This is a genomic window from Pseudomonas sp. D2002 (genome assembly GCF_013385735.1).
Classification (GTDB): domain Bacteria; phylum Pseudomonadota; class Gammaproteobacteria; order Pseudomonadales; family Pseudomonadaceae; genus Aquipseudomonas.
Genome location: NZ_JACAPL010000003.1, coordinates 406,809 through 425,339, shown reverse-complemented (window position 1 = coordinate 425,339; position 18,531 = coordinate 406,809). Strand labels below are relative to the sequence as shown.

Sequence of the window (18,531 nt, the reverse complement as noted above, 5' to 3'; positions counted from 1 at the left end):
TTTGCTGGATCAGTGTGAATCGGCATCCCATATCCAGTTCCACACTCCCGGCAAATGCACCTCTTCATTCACATCCTTCACCGTACGTGCCAGCGCCGCGCGTTCCAGCGTGGCGTGGTCGGTGTAGAACGGCTCGGCGGCGGTCTTCATGCCGTTGATCCGGGCGCTGTCCATCAGGATCTGCAAGTACTCCTGCATGTGCCGCGCGGTGTAGCGATTGATGTCATGAAAGGTCACCACCACCGGTATCACGCCATCCACCGTCGGCAGTTCGCCCAAGGCAATGCGCTCACGCACCACTGACAGTTGCCGGTACAAATTCGCCCGCCGCCGTGGGCTGCCGTTGAAGCCCCAGATCTTGCCGTCATTGGCACTCAGGTCCGTCAGCAGTACGTGCATGCCGTGGCGCTGGTAGGCGGCGAAGGTGCGCTTGTCATAGTTCCAGAACGGCGGGCGCACCAGCAGGGGCGATGCGCCGGTGATCGAGGCAATGTCCGCTGCGCCTTGGCTGAGGGTGCGTTCAAGCTCGGCGTCACTTAGCCAGCGGTGGTTGGTGTGAAACCCCGTGGCGGTGTGGAAGGCCAGGACGTGACCGGCTGCGTATTCACGCACCATGGTCTTGCGACCCCGAGGGCTGCCACCGGAGCGCGACGCCTCGGTTTGCAGGAAGAACACCGCCTTGATGCCCGGCAGTACCGGGTTATGCGCCAGGTCGGCTACCACTGAACGGCTCGGGTTGTTGTAGCCTGAAGCGCTGGGGCCGTCATCGAAGGTCAGCAGGAAGCGGATCGGGGCCTGGGCCTGCAAACGCTGTTCGGTCTGCGGCGTCAGGGCGATGGGCGCGCCGATGCAGCCGCTGAGCAGGATCGACAGAATGACAATGAGATAGTTCATGGCGGCCTGGGTTAAGAGGGTGATCCGTGTCGATGACCTCCATGTGTCGACTCAAGGGCGCGTGCACGATACAGCATGATCGCGCCCGCGAGTAACAGCTCAGGTACTGCGTTCTTTATAGGATGTCAGGACGGGGCATCACTCAACATAACTTTCGCGCCTGGTATGACCCATTTCTTCACGTATCGCATTTTCCGTGAAGGGTGTTGGGTTGGTTGAGGTTGGCGGGGTGCGTGGGTCGTTGTCAAAGTCGAATGGCTGGGCACCGGTCGGTAGGCCGACGGCTTGGCGTTCATAGTTGGGCGTATCGACTGTGGTGTGCTCTTTGGTGGTGCCAGGGAGAAAGGAGCCTGTAACTGCGTTATAGGCATGTGCCATTTCATGGTAAAAACCGACGATTGGCGAACCATGGCGTGCGGGGTTGAGACTATTTGCCGTGCCATAGCCAATGATGCTATCGGTGGCTGATCGACCCCGAGTCCCGTTGTGGATATGGTATTCATCCGGTGTCTCAGGCACCTTCTGGTTGGGTGGGGGCGATGGTTTATTTCGATCATAGTCGAACTGCGACCGGTCTGATCGCTTGACTTGCACCGGTGCCCCATTGCGTCTGGCTGCCGTGTCCATCTCGGCAAGCATTTGCTGGCCGATCGGCGAACTGCGGAGCAGTTCAAAGTCATCCTCAATGCGTTGTTTGTCGTCCGGTGTGCCTTGGATACTGAACCCTTCTTTACCTGCCTCGCTCGGTGTAATGGCGGTTAACACTGCCCCGTGAGCGTTAAAGAACCGATCGCTGGTTTTTGCATAGACCCGGTCGTCGCGATTATTGGACCAAATCGTGTCACTTCCTTTACCACTGTAGAAGGTGGTGCGGTCGTGGCCAACCAGCAGGTCATCGCCCAGGCCGCCGTTCATTACGGTGTGGCCGTTCCCAGCGTACAGCTCGTCCGCATCACTACCCCCGTCCAAGTGGCTTTTTTTGCCGGCCGTGCCACCTCCAGCGTACAGCCTGTCACGTCCATTGTTGCCGTACATGACCATATTGCCTGTCCCGCCGACCATCGTGTCGTCGCCGTCATTGCCTTCGGCATAGCCATCGGCGCTGCCCAGTTGCAGATAGTCATTACCCTTGCCGCCGAACAGGCGGGTTGTACCACCTCCAGCCTTTACGTGGTCATCACCATCCCCAGCCTCAACAGTGACGGGAAGCTTTACGTCGGGATCGATCGTAATGCGGTCGTCGCCACCATTACTTTTGATATGGAGTGTGGTTGGCGACCCGTCTCGTTCGGTTTTAACGTTAAAAATATAGGTTTTATCGTTTACCACGACATTCAACCGCCCGTCGGCACGGTTACTGACATGGATGGTGTCTGAGCGATCGCCTGTTTCAAGAATTAAGGTGTCTTCAGTAGCGTTTTTAGTGAGTGAGTCACCGTCGGAAGGCGGGGAAGGGGGGGTAATAGTGGACAGCCGGGCGATGAGATTGCCGTCGTCGACCAGCGTCGACACTTTGGCTGGCGGTGAGTCTTTGGCTTGTAAAGGTGGGGCTGTTAGAGGCGCGGCGGAAGAGGGCGTCGGCTTGCTTTTCGCGTTGCCTGTCGAGGCTGGTCGGGCTGTGGGTGCGTGAGTAGTGGGAGCGGGGGCGTAGTTCCGTGGGGCGATAGCACTCATAGAAAAACCTTTCGATTCGACGAGGGAATCTCCTCTCACGCTTGGGCTCGGCAGCCTTACAGATGCTGGAGCCCAGGCGTTGGTAGGATTAGGAGATAGGTTGCAGATTCGAAGGAAAGGGTTCCACGACACATCAAACTCGTTATGTCGATATGTAAGAAATGTTGACCACTATGCATGGGAATGCCTGCCGGCAGAGCGCAGTTCCGGCGAGGCGTCCCGTAGTTACAGCAGGCTGATGGGGTAACTGACGATCAACCGATTCTCATCAAACTCATTGTTGCTGTAGTCCCTGCGCATGCTCGAATTGCGCCACCGCACGTTGAGATCCCTGAAGGTGCCGCTCTGCACTGTGTAGCCCAGTTCGCTCTCGCGGCCCCACTCCTTGCCATCGGTGATGGTGCCGGTGTGCACATTGCTGCCGCTGAGGTAGCGGTTCATCAAGGTCAGGCCCGGGATGCCGAGGGCGGCGAAGTTGTAGTCGTGGCGCACTTGCCAGGATTTCTCTTCGGCGTTGTCGTAGCTGGCGTTGTAACTGTCGTTGGCCAGGGTGCCGCCGCTGGTGCCGTTGACGCGCATCCACGCGCTGTTGCCGGTGAGTTTTTGCAGGCCGACATAGAATGTGTTGCCGCCGTATTTGGCCGAGAACAGGCCGGACCAGGTTTTGTTGTCCAGGCTGCCGGCGCGGGCGCTGCCGTCGTCCTTGCCGTAGAAGAACCCGAGGTTGGCGCCCAGGGTCCAGTCACCCACGGGCTGGCTGTGGATCAGGTTGACGTACTGCTGGCGGTAGATGTCCTTGAGTTGGGCATTCCACACGCCGACCTGCGTGCGCTTGTCGTTGAAGGCGTATTCGGCACCCTGGAAATTGAAGCGGTCGGAGGTGAAGGCGGCTTTCCCGAACATCGACATGTCCGTCATGCTGCTGTCGTCGCGCGGGCTGTTGGCGCGGAATTGGCCGCCGTAAAGGGTCAGGCCGTCGATTTCCCTGGAGGTGATCTGCCCGCCGCGCAGGGTTTGCGGCAGCGAACGGCCATCGTCGGAGCGCAGGATCGGCAGCACCGGCATCCACTCGCCCACCTTCAGTTCGGTCTTGGAAATCCGCGCCTTGAACGCCACGCCCAGGCGCCCGAAGTTATCTGCCGGGCGGCCGTCGTGGTCCAGCGGCAACAGCTGGGTGCCGCCGGTGCCGCGCCCGCCATCGAGCTTTTGCGAGTACATGCCCAACACATCCACACCGAAACCTACCGTGCCCTGGGTGAAGCCGGACCGCGCGTCGAGAATGAAACTTTGCGTCCACTCCTGCGCGCCGCCCTGGGCTTTGGTCGGGTTGGTGAAGTTGCGGTTGAAAAAGAAATTGCGCAGGTTGAGGTTGGCGCTGGCGTCTTCAAGGAAGCCGTGTTCTTCAGCGACGACAGGCAGGGCAAAACTGGCGACAGCGGTTGCCAGCCACAGCTGGCGCGGTTGGAAAATGCTCATGGTGTTGGACCTGTTGTTATTGGGGTTATGCAGGTGCCGGCCATGGTGCTTGGCGGTGCGGTGGCGTTGGAAGTGGGGAGAGGCGGGTTGTGGGCGATGATCGAACGCAAGTTGGCGGGCCGGACTCAGGAGGTCCGGCCCGGTTTACGGGGCTTTTTTCGAGGGCTTTTTTCGAAGGGTTAGCGCAGCGAGTTCAAACTGGTCCACGGGATGGCCGGCAGATATTTCTGGCAGGCGAGGGTTGTAGCCACCATTGCCACCAGAAACACCACTTGCAGCGGGCTCCAATAGGCCCAGTGCAACCCTTTGATCCAAGGGATCCTGGCATTGAAATTTTCGTTGACCTTGCCGATTCGCCGCGAGTGAAACAGGCTGATCAGGATCATGCCCAAGTGGGTCAGCATGCCCATGATCCCGAGGATGTAGCCAAACACCAGGAGTAACACCAATTGCGGAATACCATGGCGTAGCACCAGCCTGAACTGGTCGATGCTCAGCCGCTTGGGCAGCAGGCGTTCGCTGAGCCACAGGTCCTGGACGATCAGGCGAGAGGCGAAATCTGCCCATATTTGGGCACCGCGCAGGGCGAAGATTGCGGGAAGGGCCGTTAGCAGGATAAACAAAAAGAATTTGGCCGGCAGCGAGGTGTCTAGGAGTGGATGAAAGGCCAGGCCGCTGGCCAGGGCCAACCCGGCCCAGACTCTGATCCAGCTATCAAGGGTCACCCCGCGCGGCAGGAATTTGCGCCAGAAAAAAACGTTCGGATCCGGCAGGCGTTCGAGCAAGGCCGGGTAGCGCCAGGTCAGCACTTCAGCCAGGTGTTGAGTGGCATTCCACGCAGGGTCATCAAAGCCTTCGACCAAGCGTTTCTGTTCCTTCACGCTCATCACCGTAACCAGCAGGCGCGCCGCCAGGGCATCGGCGGAGGTGCGGCGGGTATCGTGGGCCTTGTCTAGCAGGTTGTCGAAGAAGCTTTCCTGCTCGCAGCGCGAGACCAGCTGGCGCCACATCCACGCCGGTTCCGGGTACACGCCTTTCTGGTCATCCCAGCCAAACGCCTGGCACACCCGCTCGAACAGCGGAACGCTCCATTGGGTGTCGTGCAGCAGTTGCAGGAGGATGCGCTGCCACTGTTGCTGCAGGTCAAACACCCGCAGCCAGGGTTGCTGGTTGTAGGCGTTGAGCTGGTTGACGAACTCGCGCTCGGCCTTTTGCTCCAGCTGTTCCTGCAGCGTCTGGCGATAGGCCTGCAGCAGCTCGCCGCTGAGTGCCTCGTGTTGCCAGGGGCTCATCGCTACACCTTGCCAGGGCGTCAGCCATTCCAGGTGCTGCACCGCCCAGGCGGCAATCGCTGCGCGCTCACCCGGGGCCTCGAAACAGTGACGCAGCAAGGCTGCCTGGAACGCGTCGGCGCAGCGTTGATGCTGGGCCTGTTCCCAGCGCTCGCCGAGGTTATGAGCGCCCAGACCGTTGATCAGCGCTTGCGCGCGCGTCTGCTCGGGTGGCAGGTCGAACGGGGCAGGGCTGACGGGGCGTATGTGGGCGAATTCCGCGTACTCATGCGGGTTGCCGTCGGCCAGTTCGGCCACTGGCGCGTTGATGACCTGGACGTCTTCGTCTTCGTCCTCATTGTCGGCGCGCCAGCGCGCGATATTCAGCGCGTTTTCGTACGCTTCGCGCAGGCGCTGGAAACCCTCGGCATCATCGTCCGGGCGGCAGCTTTTCAGCAGCCGCGCGTAGGTACGCTTGATGGTGCGCTCGTCGGCATCGTCCGCCAGTTGCAACACTGTCCAACAGTCCATGTCGATTTCTCTCAGCGCCAGAAGCCGTTGTCGAGTTGCTCAAGTTGACGGGTCAGTTCGCTGCGGGCCTCGCGGATGCGGCGTTCGTCCTGGGTGTCGAGCACTTGCTGGAACTGCGCGGCCCAGTGCCCGAGCTGCTCGCGCAACTCGCCGAGGTTTTCCTGGTAGAGCCGTTCGAGGCGGGCGGTCAACACGGTGTTGACCTGCTGGTCGCGTGGGTGAATCTTCAGCAGCGCCAGGGCTTGCAGGCGTTGTTGGATCTCCTGCGGGCTCAGCACGCCGGGGTTGTTCTCGATCACCAGCGAGTGCTGCTCGCCGGTCAGCGGGATGTTCACCTGGGCTTCGAGCAGGCCGTTGTTGTCGTAGGTGAAGCGCACGTCCAGCGAGACTTCGCCGGCCTTGCGCTTGGGCACGGGAATTTCCAGCTGGCCCAGTTCGATGTTGTCGCGCACCAGGCGGCTTTCGCCTTGATAGATTTTCAACAGCACGTAACTCTGGTTGTCGTGCAGGGTGACCACGCTCTTGACCCGGCTGACCGGCACGCTGCTGTTGCGCTCGATCAGCGGCAGGTAATGCCCGCTTTCGATATGGCCGCCGTACTGGTTCGAGGTTTCGATGCCCAGGGTGTAAGGGCAGACGTCGGTCAGCACGATCTCTTCCAGCGCTGCCGAACGGGCCTTGAGCGCGGCCTGGATCGCCGCACCGTGGGCGACCACCTGGTCGGGGTCGAGGCTGATGGACGGGAAGCGCCCGAACAGACCAGCCGCCAGTTTGCGCACCAATGGCATGCGCGTGGTGCCGCCGACCAGCAGGATTTCATCGAGGTCGCCGACGCGAATCCGCGCGTCGCGCAGGGCCCGTTCAATCGGCGCGCGCAGGCGTTCCAGCAAGGGCGTGTAGAGCTTGGCGAGTTCGGCCTGAGTGATGGTGCTGACCCACTGCTGGCCGTCGACGCGCAGGGCGAATTCGGCGCTGTCGTCCTGGCCCAAGGCTTTGCGCACGCGCTCGGCTTCGCGGCGCAGGGCTTGCAGCACACTGCTGGTGGGCGGGAAGCCCTGGGCATTGCGCTGGCTGTCGACGAAGTGTTCGAGCAACAGGGTGTCGAAGTCTTCGCCGCCGAGGAAGTTGTCGCCGGCGCTGGCACGCACTTCCATCACGCCGTCGAACAGCTCGATGATCGACACGTCGAAGGTGCCACCGCCGAGGTCGAACACCAGGAACGAAGTTTCCTTGTCACGCTGGTGCAGGCCGTAAGCCAACGCGGCGGCGGTGGGTTCGTTGATGAGTTTTTCAACGTTGAGCCCGGCCAACTCACCGGCGATGCGCGTGGCCTTGCGCTGGCCGTCGCTGAAGTAGGCGGGCACGCTGATCACCGCTTCGGTGACGGTCTGGCCGTAAGTGCGCTCGATGTCTTCCTTGAGGCTTTTGAGTACCAGCGCCGAGAGTTCTTCGGGGCGGAACGAACGGTCGCCCAGGCGTACTTCCGTGGCACTGCCCATGAAGCGCTTGAACAGCGACGTGGTCATGTGCGGGTGGGTGTGCAGGCGTTCCTTGGCGGCTTGGCCCACCAGGATGCGGCCTTGATCATCCAGGCCGACCACACTCGGGGTCAGCAACTGGCCAAGGGCATTGGGCACCATTTCGGCAGCGTCACCGCGCCAGACGGCGGCCAGGCTGTTGGTCGTCCCCAGGTCGATTCCTACGATCATTACGACAAGCTCCCTCTGTGGTCTGTAAGAATCTGTAACCAATTTTACCCTGAAAGGTTTGGCAGAAAGCAAGGCGCAAGACTTGATAAGGGTCGCCGTGTGGGGTCGGGAATGCGCGGGTCCTGCCAGATCAAAATAAAAAGCGCAGTACAGTGGGCTTGAGTTGGCAGAGGTAAAAGCACCGCAAAAACAAAGCAGTAGAGGACCCCCTGAGGTGATGAGATCCAAATGTGGGAGCGGGCTTGCTCGCGAATGCGGTGTGTCAGTCAGCTCATTTTTAACTGACCCACCGCATTCGCGAGCAAGCCCGCTCCCACAATTTAACCGAGTTCAGCTCCCCCTTTAGGTCGACTGGCACATCGCTTCTGTTTTGCTTTTCTGTGGGAGCTGGCAAGCCAGCTCCCACCTTTGATCCGCGGTGGCCAATGAACCGGCAAAAAAAAACCGCTTCCGGTAAGGGAAGCGGTTTTATTTACAGCAGCACGATCAGAACAACTTCAGTGCCGGTGCTTCTTCTTTCAACGGCTCGTTCTTCGCGGTCTGCTCGTTCCAGCCACCGCCGAGGGCCTTGTACAGGTTGACCTCGCTGTTGAGCTGCGCCAGGCGGTCGGTGATCAGCGATTGCTGGGCACTGAACAGCTGGCGTTGGGCATCGAGGAACGTCAGGTTGCTGTCGACACCAATGCGGTAGCGACGCTCGGCCAGGCGGTAGTAATCCTGGTTGGCCGCGACGAAGCCACGTTGGGCATCCAGTTGCTGCTTGTAGGTTTCACGGGCGGCGAGGCCGTCGGAAACTTCCTGGAAGCCGGTCTGAATCGCCTTCTCGTAGTTGGCCACGTTGATCTCTTTCTGGATCTTCGAGTAGTCCAGGCTTGCGCGCAGGCTACCGGCGTTGAAGATCGGGATGTTGATCTGCGGTGCAAACGACCAGGTGCCCGAGCCGCCTTTGAACAGGCCGCCCAGGGTTGGGCTGGCGGTGCCGGCGCTGGCCGTCAGGCTGATGCTCGGGAAGAACGCTGCACGCGCCGCGCCGATATTGGCGTTGGCGGCCTTGAGGTTGTATTCGGCCTGCACAATGTCGGGACGACGTTGCAGCAGGTCCGATGGCAACCCGGCAGGCACTTCGCTGAGCAGGTCATCCGACAGTGGCTTGCTGGCGATATTCGCCGGCAGGCCGGTGCCGAGCAGCAGGGTCAGGTTGTTTTCGTCCTGGGCCACCTGGCGGGTATAACGCGCCAGTGCCACGCGGGCGTTTTCCACCGAGGTGCGCGCCTGGCTGAGGTCGAGGGCCGAGGCCACGCCGACTTCGTTGCTGCGCGAGGTCAGCTTGTAGCTCTGCTCGAACGCGCCCAGAGTGTCCTGAGTCAGCTTGAGCAGTTCCTTGTCGGCCTGCCAGGTCAGGTAGGCATTGGCCACACTGGCCACCAGGCTGATCTGGGTGCTGCGCCGCGCTTCTTCAGTGGCGAAGTACTTTTGCAGTGCTTCTTCACTCAGGCTGCGCACGCGGCCGAACAGGTCCAGCTCATACGAGCTGATCCCCAGGCCAGCCGAGTACTGGCTGGTGATGCCCGCTTCGCCGGTTTGCGACAGCTTGGCCGGGGTACGTGTACGGCTGCCGCTGCCGGTGGCCGAAATAGCCGGGAACAGGTCGGCACGCTGGATCTGGTACTGCGCCGCATAGGCGTCGATATTCAGGGCCGCGACACGCAGGTCACGGTTGTTGACCAACGCGGTCTGGATCAGCTGTTGCAGGGCAGGGTCATGGAAAAACTGCTTCCAGCCCTGCTCGGCAGCGGCCTGGCCCGGCGCCTGGGCCGACGAATACGCCGGCCCCTGCGGGTACTGGGCCGCCACCGGCGCTTCGGGGCGCTGATAGTCAGGTATCAGCGAGCAGCCACTGAGCACGAATGCCGTGACGGCTAGGGAAAGTAGCGACTTGCTCATTGGCCAGCCTCTTTAGGAGTTTCAGTAGTGTCCGACTTTTTGTTGCGCTCGCCGGCAGACGACACGGTTGCATAGAACAGTGGCACCCAGAAGATCGCCAGGACGGTGGCGGTGATCATACCGCCAATTACGCCGGTACCGATCGCGTGCTGGCTGCCTGAGCCTGCGCCGGTGGAAATCGCCAGCGGCAGTACGCCGAGCATGAACGCCATGGACGTCATGATGATTGGGCGCAGACGCATGCGGGACGCCTCGATGGCGGCTTCGACGATGCCTTTGCCCTGTTCGTGAAGCTCCTTGGCAAACTCCACGATCAAGATGGCGTTTTTCGCCGCCAGGCCCACCGTCACCAGCAAGCCCACCTGGAAGAACACGTCGTTGGACAGGCCGCGCAGGCTGGTGGCGATCAATGCACCGATCACACCCAGTGGCACTACCAGAATCACCGCGATCGGGATCGACCAGCTTTCGTACAGTGCCGCCAGGCAGAGGAACACCACCAGCAGCGACAGGGCGTACAACGCAGGTGCCTGGGAGCCGGACAGACGTTCTTCGTACGACAGACCGGTCCAGGAGTAACCGACACCGGCCGGCAGGTCTTTGGCGATACGTTCGACTTCCGCCATCGCGTCACCGGTACTGTAGCCAGGCGCTGGGGTGCCGAGGATTTCCATCGCCGCTACACCGTTGTAGCGCGAGAGTTTCGGCGAACCGAAGATCCACTTGCCCGACGAGATGGCCGACAGAGGCACCATCTTGCCGTCGTTGCTGCGCACGTACCATTTGTCCAGGTCTTCCGGGGACATGCGGCTGGCGGCATCACCTTGTACATACACCTTCTTCACACGACCACGGTCGATGAAGTCGTTGATGTAGCTGCCACCCAGGGCAATCGCCAGGGTCTGCTGGATGTCCGAAAGGCTAATGCCCTGCGCGCTGGCTTTCTCGTCGTCAACGCTCAGCTCGTACTGCGGCTCATCGTTCACGCCGTTGGGGCGCACACCCGCCAGGACTTTGCTTTGTGCCGCCGCACCCAGGAACTGGTTACGTGCAGCCATCAGCTTGTCGTGGCCGACGCCGCCCTGGTCTTGCAGGAACACGTCGAAACCGGTGGCGTTACCCAACTCCAGTACCGAAGGCGGCACGATGGCAAATACCATGGCGTCCTTGAAGGCCCCGAAGAAGTAACCCTGGGCACGCTTGGCCACTTCAAACACCGACTGGGTCGAATCACGCTCGCCCCATGGCTTGAGCATCACAAACGCCAGGCCCGAACTCTGGCCACGGCCAGCGAAGTTGAAGCCGTTTACGGTGAACACCGACTTCACGGCCTTGCCTTCGCCTGGCTCACCTTCCTTGTCGTGCAGCAGGAAGGCGCGCATGTCGTCGATGACTTTTTGCGTACGTTCAGCCGAAGAACCCACCGGCGTCTGCACCTGGGCAAAGATCACACCCTGGTCTTCCTCAGGCAGAAACGCGCTTGGAATACGGGTGAACATCCAGATCATGCCGGCCAGGATCAGCGCATACACCAGGAAGGCTGGCAGCTTGTGCTTGATCATGTTGCCGACGCCGCGCTCGTACTTCAGCACGGCACTGTCGAAGGTGCGGTTGAACCAGCCGAAGAAGCCGCGCTTGGGTTGGCCGTGTTTTTCCGGATCAATCGGCTTGAGCATGGTGGCGCACAAGGCCGGGGTGAAGATCAGGGCAACCAGTACCGACAGCGCCATTGCCGAAACAATGGTGATGGAGAACTGCTTGTAGATCACACCGGTGGAACCACCGAAGAACGCCATCGGCAACAGTACCGCCGACAGAACCAGGGCAATACCCACCAGGGCGCCCTGGATCTGGCCCATGGACTTGACCGTCGCCTCTTTAGGCGACAAGTGTTCCTCGGCCATCACCCGCTCGACGTTTTCCACCACGACGATGGCGTCATCCACCAGCAAGCCGATGGCCAGGATCATGCCGAACATGGTCAGGGTGTTGATGGTGAAACCGAACGCCGCGAGGATCCCGAAGGTACCCAGCAGTACCACCGGTACGGTCATGGTGGTGATGATGGTGGCGCGGAAGTTCTGCAGGAACAAGAACATCACCAGGAACACCAGCACGATCGCTTCGACCAGGGTGTCAACTACACCGGAGATCGATTCTGTCACCACTGGGGTAGTGTCATACGGCACCACCGCCTTCATGCCTGGCGGGAAAAACGGTTCCAGGGATGCCACGGTGGCGCGGATGGCCTTGCCGGTGTCCAGTGCGTTGGCACCGGCTGCCAGCTTGATCGCCATACCGGACGCCGGCTTGCCGTTGAACTGCGCACTGATGCTGTAGTTCTGGCCGCCGAGTTCGATACGGGCAACGTCGCGCAGACGCACTTGCGAGCCGTCAGCATTCACCTTCATGAGGATCTTGCCGAACTCGTCAGCACTTTGCAGGCGCGTCTTGCCGATGATGGTGGCGTTCAGCTGAGTGCCGGGCAGGGCAGGCAGGCCGCCCAATTGACCGGTGGCCACCTGGACGTTCTGCGCCTGAATGGCGTTGCTCACATCCACCGGCGTCAGCTGGTAGTTGTTGAGCTTGGCCGGGTCGAGCCAGATACGCATGGCGTACTGCGAACCGAACACCTGGAAGTCACCCACACCGGCGGTACGGGAGATCGGGTCCTGGATGTTCGACACGATGTAGTTGGACAAGTCGTCCTTGGTCATGCTGCCGTCTTCCGACACCAGACCAATCACCATCAGGAAGTTCTTCACCGACTTGGTTACGCGGATACCTTGCTGCTGCACTTCTTGCGGCAGCAGTGGGGTCGCCAGGTTCAGCTTGTTCTGTACCTGAACCTGGGCGATGTCCGGGTTGGTACCCTGGTTGAACGTCGCGGTGATGGTCATGCTGCCGTCGGAGTTACTGTCCGAGGCCACATAACGCAGGTTGTCGATACCGTTGAGCTGTTGCTCGATCACCTGCACCACGGTGTCCTGCACGGTTTGTGCGGACGCGCCTGGGTAGGTCACCTGGATGTCGATGGCGGTCGGCGCAATGGCCGGGTATTGGTTGATGGGCAACTTCAGGATCGACAGTGCCCCGACCAGCATGATCACCAGGGCAATTACCCAGGCGAAAATGGGACGGTCGATAAAAAATTTCGACATGGATTACTCCCCTTGACCAGCAGCGGCAGCAGGCGCTGCTGCACTACCGGCGGGTTTGGCGTTGTCGGCGTCCTTGACCTTGACTTCGATACCCGGCTTGATGAATTGCAGGCCTTCGGTGATCACACGGTCACCGGCGTCCAGGCCTTTTTCCACCAGCCAGTAGGCGCCGGCAGTACGGTTGGCGACCAACTGACGTTGCTCGACCTTGTTGTCCTTGTTCACGATCAGCGCAGTCGGGATGCCCTTGAGGTCACGGGTCACGCCTTGCTGCGGAGCCAGGATCGCCTTGCTGTTCACACCGGCTTGCAGTTGGGCGTGTACGAACATGCCCGGCAGCAGGGTGTGGTCAGGGTTCGGGAACACGGCACGCAGGGTCACGGAACCGGTGGTCTGGTCGACCGACACTTCGGAGAACTCGAGCTTGCCGTCCTGGCTGTAAGGCGTGCCGTCTTCCAGGGTCAGCTTGACCTTGGCAGCATTTTCGCCGGCTTTTTCCAACTGACCGCTAGCCAGGTCGCGGCGCAGTTTCAGCATTTCAGCCGAGGACTGCGTGACGTCGACGTAGATCGGGTCCAGTTGCTGGATCACGGCCATGGCGTCGGCCTGGCCATTGCTGACCAGCGCGCCTTCGGTCACCGAAGAACGGCCAATGCGCCCGGAGATCGGCGCGAACACTTTGGTGTAGCGCACGTTGATCTGGGCGGTTTGAACGTTTGCTTCCGCGGTCATGCGGTTGGCGACGGCGGTGTCGTATTCCTGACGGCTGACGGCTTGCTCATCGACCAACTGCTTGTAGCGGTCGGTGATCGACTTGGTCTGGGTCAGGCTTGCTTGTGCGCTTTTCAGGGTGGCGTCATACACCGACGGGTCGATCTGGTAGAGCTGTTGCCCTTCCTTCACGTCGGCGCCTTCCTTGAACAGGCGCTTGAGAATAATGCCGTTGACCTGAGGCCGAACTTCCGCGATGCGATAGGCCGTGGTGCGGCCCGGCAGCTCGGAGGTCAGGGTAAAGGCTTGCGGTTGAATAGTGACCACGCCGACCTGAGGGGTTTGAGCGGGCGGAGCCGCCTCTTCCTTTTTACATCCGCTGAGCAGCGATGCCAGGGCGACGGCAGTGACCAGAGCGGTAACAGCTGGCTTAAGTTGCATGAAGATCCTCGGGTCAGGCGCGCAGAATGCGCACAAGAAGTGTGGAAGGGTAAAAAACAAGCTGTGAGTGGATAAGTAGCTTGCTACGCAATATACTTACGTTCATGGTTGTTTGTAAACTCTTGACAGGCTTCGCAGATTGTTGACAAAGCAGCTGCCAAAGCCTCGATTTTAGTACGTTCGGTGCCCATGACGGTGCCGTCCCACAATTATTCAGATGATCGTTAGCGCCTATTAAAGCTGCGTTACCGATAGTCCCAAGTGTTCTGATTGAGGTTTTACTGCCATGGTTCGTCGCACCAAAGAGGAAGCTCAGGAAACGCGCAGCCAGATTCTCGACGCCGCCGAACAGGCGTTTTACGAGCGCGGCGTTGCGCGCACCACACTGGCGGACATCGCTGCGTTGGCCGGCGTGACGCGCGGCGCTATCTATTGGCATTTCAGTAACAAGTCCGATTTGCTGCAGGCACTGCTCGACACGCTGCACGAACCCTTGGACGAATTGGCCCGGGCCAGTGAAAGCGAGGATGAAGTCGACCCGTTGGGCTGTATGCGCAAGCTGTTGATTCATTTGTTCCATCAGGTGGCCCTGGATCCGAAAACCCGGCGCATCAACGAAATTTTGTTTCATAAGTGCGAGTTCACCGATGAAATGTGTGACATGCGTCGCCAGCGCCAGACCCATAGCCTGGAATGTAACCTGCGTATCGGCCTGACTTTGCGTAACGCGGTCCATCGCGGGCAACTTCCGGAAAATCTCGACACCACTCGTGGTGCGGTGTGCATGCATGCGTACATCAATGGGCTGATTGGCCAATGGCTGCTGGTGCCCGACAGCTTTCAGTTGCATCAAGAGGCCGAGCGTTGGGTTGATGCAGGGCTGGACATGCTGCGCTTGAGCCCCAGCCTACGCAATTAAGACAAAATGCGTAATTGCATCCAGTTGTGTCAACAGTAAAGACCAGAGACAGTCAATCGTCCCTTCGGCTGATCGGTGGGGTGACTTTATATACGGGCTGGCGGGCGGTTGATAGGTAGCCGCCTAAGTATTTTGTAGCAATATTGTTGCAAGGCTGTGAAGGAATGTTTCCCAGCCTTTGTATGATCGTTCCCAAATGTGGGAGCGGGCTTGCTCGCGAAAGCGGTGGATCAGTCAAAGTATATTTAACTGACGGCCCGCATTCGCGAGCAAGCCCGCTCCCACACTCGATCTCAGGTGTATTCCAAAACTCAGTAAAAAGCCCCGGTTCCTGCGAACCGGGGCTTTTTCGTTTCAGCTGGTTACATCACAGGGCCAGGGTTGGATAGTCGATATAACCGACCGGGCCTTTGGCATAGAACGTTTCCGGGTGCGCCTCGTTCAGCGGTGCATCAGCCTTCAACCGCGCCGGCAGGTCAGGGTTGGCAATGAACGGTACGCCGAAGGCTACCGCGTCTGCCTTGCCGGAGGCCAGCCAGGCGTTGGCGCTGTCCTTGGTGAAGCGTTCGTTGGCGATATACGCGCCGCCGAAGGCTTTTTTCAGTTGTGGGCCGAGGCTGTCGCCGGCTTCTTTTTCACGCGAGCAGATGAACGCAATGCCACGCTTGCCCAGTTCGCTGGCGACGTAGGTGAAGGTTTCCGCCAGGTTGTCGTCGCCCATGTCATGGGAATCGGCGCGCGGCGCCAGGTGCACACCGACACGGCCGGCGCCCCACACTTCAATGGCGGCGTCAGTCACTTCCAGCAGCAGGCGTGCACGGTTTTCCAGGGAGCCACCGTAGTTGTCGGTGCGCTGGTTGGTGCTGCTCTGCAGGAACTGGTCGAGCAGGTAGCCGTTGGCGCCGTGGATTTCCACACCGTCAAAACCGGCAGCCTTGGCGTTTTCGGCACCCACGCGGTAAGCGTCGACGATGTCGGCGATTTCAGCGGTTTCCAGGGCGCGAGGCGTCGGGTAGTCGGCCAGTGGGCGCACCAGGCTGACGTGGCCTTTAGGCTGGATCGCGCTCGGTGCCACCGGGGTTTCGCCGTTCAGGTACGACTCGTGGGAGATACGGCCGACGTGCCACAGTTGCAGGACGATCTTGCCGCCCGCGCCGTGCACGGCCTTGGTCACGTTAGCCCAACCGCGTACCTGGTCGTTGGACCAGATGCCCGGCGTATCCGGGTAGCCGACGCCCAGTGGTGTTACGGACGTGGCTTCGCTGAGGATCAGCCCGGCAGAGGCACGTTGTACGTAGTACTCGGCCATCAGCGCGTTCGGCACGCGACCTTCATCAGCGCGGCAGCGGGTCAGCGGCGCCATGATGATGCGGTTGGACAGTTCCAGGTCGCCCAGTTTGATCGGATCGAAAATAGTCGTCATGGGATAACACCCTTCTCATTAAGTGGATTGATCAGTTGGTCGCAGGGGCCAGGTCGGCATTGCCGCTCTGACGGAAAGTAATCAGGGTCACCAGCAGGGCCAGGATCGCCAGGGCGGCAGCCGCCAAGGGCACGCTGGTCAGGCCGAAGCCGTGGGCAATCACGCTGCCGCCGACCCAGGCGCCGAGGGCGTTGCCGATGTTGAAGGCGCCGATGTTCAGGGTGGACACCAGGTTTGGCGCGGCCTTGCCGAAGGTCACCACGTTGATCTGCAGCGCCGGGACGGCGGCGAACGAGGCGGTGGCCCACAGGAACAGGGTGATTTCAGTCGGGATCACCGCGACGCTGGTCCAGGTCAGTACCGTGGAGACCACCGCCATGCTGATGAATACACCGATCAAGGTGGCCGCCAGGCGTTTGTCCGCCAGCTTGCCGCCGATGATGTTGCCCACGGTGAGGCCCAGGCCGATCAGCAACAGGGTCCAGGTCACGCCTTTGGGCGATACGCCGGTGACGTCGCCGAGCAGCGGCGCGACGTAGGTGAAGAGGGTGAACATGGAGGCGGCAAACAGCGCAGTCATGGTCAGCGACAACCAGATGCCGGCACCCTTGAGTGCGGCGAGTTCGGCGCGCATGTCGAGTTTTTCTTCGTCACGCTTGGCCGGCAGAAAGCGGATCAGGCCGATCAACGCCACCACACCAATCACCGTCACCGCCCAGAAGGTCGAGCGCCAGCCGGCTTCCTGGCCCAGTGCGGTGCCGAGCGGCACGCCCAGCACGTTGGCCAGGGTCAAACCGGTGAACATCAATGCCACGGCCGACGCGCGTTTGTTGGCCGGCACCAGGTTGGCGGCAACCACCGAACCAATCCCAAAGAACGCACCGTGGCACAGCGCGGTGACCACACGGGCAAACATCAGCACGTTGTAGTCACTGGCCAGGGCGCAGAGCAGGTTGCCAATGATAAAAATGCCCATCAACGCTACCAGGGCGGCCTTGCGTGGCAGCTTGGCGGTGGCCAGTGCCATGAAAGGCGCGCCGATGGCCACGCCCAGGGCGTAGCCGGTGACCAGCCAGCCGGCGCCGGGGATCGACACGCCCAAGTCCGCCGCCACATCGGGCAGCAAGCCCATGATGACGAACTCGGTGGTGCCGATGGCGAAGGCGCTCAGGGCCAGTATGAGTAGCGAGAGGGGCATTATCGTTTCCTTGGTTACAGCGGTTCGATGATTTCAGCGCTGAGTTCAGTTGTGAGCGCCGTGAGGAAGGCTTGAATCGTTTCCTCATTGCGTTTGAAAAAGTGCCACTGCCCGGCCTTCTGGCTGCTGATCAACCCGGCCCGTTGCAACGTGGCCAGGTGGGCCGACACGGTCGACTGGGACAAGCCGCAGCGCTGGTCGATCTGCCCGGCACAGATGCCGTATTCGTGGTGGTGCACTTGCTCGGGGAACTGCACTTTCGGGTCTTTCAGCCAGGTGAGAATGTCTCGTCGTACTGGGTGCGCCAGGGCTTTTATTATTTCGTCGAGGTCAATGGGCATGGCAGGGGCTCGGTGTCGTAAAACGTTATATCGCGATGAGGCGAACTTTAAATCGTTACATCCCGATACACCAATATGCTTTTGATCTTAGGTCAGGCTATTTCGGTATATCGGGTTATAACGATACGGATTCGGCAGTGGTAGACTGCGCGGCATGAATTATCTCGCACATCTGCACCTTGGCGGCCAACTTCCTGCGCAATTGCTGGGCAGCCTGTATGGCGACTTCGTCAAAGGCCGGCTGCAGGGCCAGTACAGCCCGCAAATCGAGTCGGCCATTCAGCTGCATCGCTCCATCGACCGTTTCACCGACAGCCACCCGTTGGTCGGCGAGGCGTTGTCACGCTTCAGCCTGACTCGCAAGCGCTACGCCGGGATTGTTCTCGATGTGTTTTTCGATCACTGCCTGGCGCGGGATTGGGCGCAGTATGCCGACCAGCCGCTGGAGCGTTTCACCGCCCAGGTATACCGCGTGCTGGCCGCCGAACCGCAGTTGCCGGGGCGGCTGGCGCAGATCGCGCCTTACATGGCGGCGGATGATTGGCTGGGTTCGTACCGTGAGTTCGCGGTGATGGAGCAGGTGTTGCGCGGGATTTCGCGGCGGCTGACGCAGCCTGAGGAATTAAGGCATGCAATGCAGGAGTTGCGGGTGTTGTATGAACCGCTGAGTGAAGATTTTCGGCTGTTCTATCCAGAGTTGCAGGCGTTCGCACACAACCACCTGATTAATGGGATCTAAATGTGGGAGCGGGCTTGCTCGCGAATGCGGTGTGTCAGTCAGCTTATTTGTTGCTGACAGACCGCATTCGCGAGCAAGCCCGCTCCCACATTTTTTGAC

At 60.5% G+C, this 18,531-nt stretch carries 13 protein-coding genes; 2 read left to right on the top strand and 11 right to left on the bottom strand.

Annotation, left to right across the window (positions count from 1 at the left end):
* Positions 1-9 precede the first annotated feature (9 nt).
* From HX783_RS05275 to HX783_RS05240, 8 genes are all read right to left on the bottom strand, one after another.
* Positions 10-894, bottom strand: a complete 885-nt coding sequence (locus tag HX783_RS05275; RefSeq protein ID WP_177016209.1) for a polysaccharide deacetylase family protein — start codon at positions 892-894, stop codon at positions 10-12.
* Positions 895-1,032: 138 nt separating this feature from the next.
* Complete coding sequence (locus tag HX783_RS05270; RefSeq protein WP_371317657.1) at positions 1,033-2,406, bottom strand: M91 family zinc metallopeptidase; 1,374 nt, start codon at positions 2,404-2,406, stop codon at positions 1,033-1,035.
* A gap of 387 nt (positions 2,407-2,793) precedes the next feature.
* Complete coding sequence (locus HX783_RS05265; protein WP_177016207.1) at positions 2,794-4,044, bottom strand: OprD family porin; 1,251 nt, start codon at positions 4,042-4,044, stop codon at positions 2,794-2,796.
* Between the two features lie 179 nt (positions 4,045-4,223).
* On the bottom strand, positions 4,224-5,846 hold the full coding sequence (locus HX783_RS05260; protein ID WP_177016206.1) for a J domain-containing protein: 1,623 nt from the start codon (positions 5,844-5,846) through the stop codon (positions 4,224-4,226).
* 11 nt (positions 5,847-5,857) lie between these two features.
* Positions 5,858-7,555 carry a molecular chaperone HscC gene (locus HX783_RS05255; protein ID WP_159954745.1) on the bottom strand — a complete coding sequence of 566 codons (1,698 nt, stop codon included), beginning with the start codon at positions 7,553-7,555 and terminating at the stop codon, positions 5,858-5,860.
* A 486-nt stretch (positions 7,556-8,041) separates the two neighbouring features.
* Positions 8,042-9,499, bottom strand: a complete 1,458-nt coding sequence (adeC, locus tag HX783_RS05250) for an AdeC/AdeK/OprM family multidrug efflux complex outer membrane factor (protein WP_177016205.1) — start codon at positions 9,497-9,499, stop codon at positions 8,042-8,044.
* Positions 9,496-12,660, bottom strand: coding sequence for an efflux RND transporter permease subunit (locus HX783_RS05245; RefSeq protein WP_177016204.1), 3,165 nt, complete (start codon positions 12,658-12,660; stop codon positions 9,496-9,498). The genes adeC and HX783_RS05245 overlap by 4 nt, the downstream gene beginning before the upstream one ends.
* A gap of 3 nt (positions 12,661-12,663) precedes the next feature.
* Positions 12,664-13,812, bottom strand: coding sequence for an efflux RND transporter periplasmic adaptor subunit (locus HX783_RS05240; protein WP_177016203.1), 1,149 nt, complete (start codon positions 13,810-13,812; stop codon positions 12,664-12,666).
* A gap of 286 nt (positions 13,813-14,098) precedes the next feature.
* Between HX783_RS05240 and HX783_RS05235 the strand changes: the two genes are divergently transcribed.
* Positions 14,099-14,731, top strand: coding sequence for a TetR family transcriptional regulator (locus HX783_RS05235; RefSeq protein ID WP_177016202.1), 633 nt, complete (start codon positions 14,099-14,101; stop codon positions 14,729-14,731).
* Positions 14,732-15,098: 367 nt separating this feature from the next.
* Here HX783_RS05235 and HX783_RS05230 read toward each other — a convergent pair whose 3' ends face one another.
* From HX783_RS05230 to HX783_RS05220, 3 genes are read right to left on the bottom strand one after another with little or no spacing between them, the layout of a single operon-like run.
* Entirely contained in the window at positions 15,099-16,154 is a 1,056-nt protein-coding gene (locus tag HX783_RS05230; RefSeq protein WP_159954750.1) for an alkene reductase, read from the bottom strand.
* 31 nt (positions 16,155-16,185) lie between these two features.
* Positions 16,186-17,352, bottom strand: a complete 1,167-nt coding sequence (locus tag HX783_RS05225; RefSeq protein ID WP_159954751.1) for an MFS transporter — start codon at positions 17,350-17,352, stop codon at positions 16,186-16,188.
* 14 nt (positions 17,353-17,366) lie between these two features.
* A complete protein-coding gene (locus tag HX783_RS05220) occupies positions 17,367-17,693 on the bottom strand; it encodes a helix-turn-helix transcriptional regulator (protein ID WP_177016201.1) in 327 nt (108 codons plus the stop codon).
* Between the two features lie 154 nt (positions 17,694-17,847).
* On the opposite strand from HX783_RS05220, the gene HX783_RS05215 reads away from it, so the two are divergent.
* On the top strand, positions 17,848-18,432 hold the full coding sequence (locus HX783_RS05215) for an ACP phosphodiesterase (protein ID WP_177016200.1): 585 nt from the start codon (positions 17,848-17,850) through the stop codon (positions 18,430-18,432).
* Positions 18,433-18,531 lie beyond the last annotated feature (99 nt).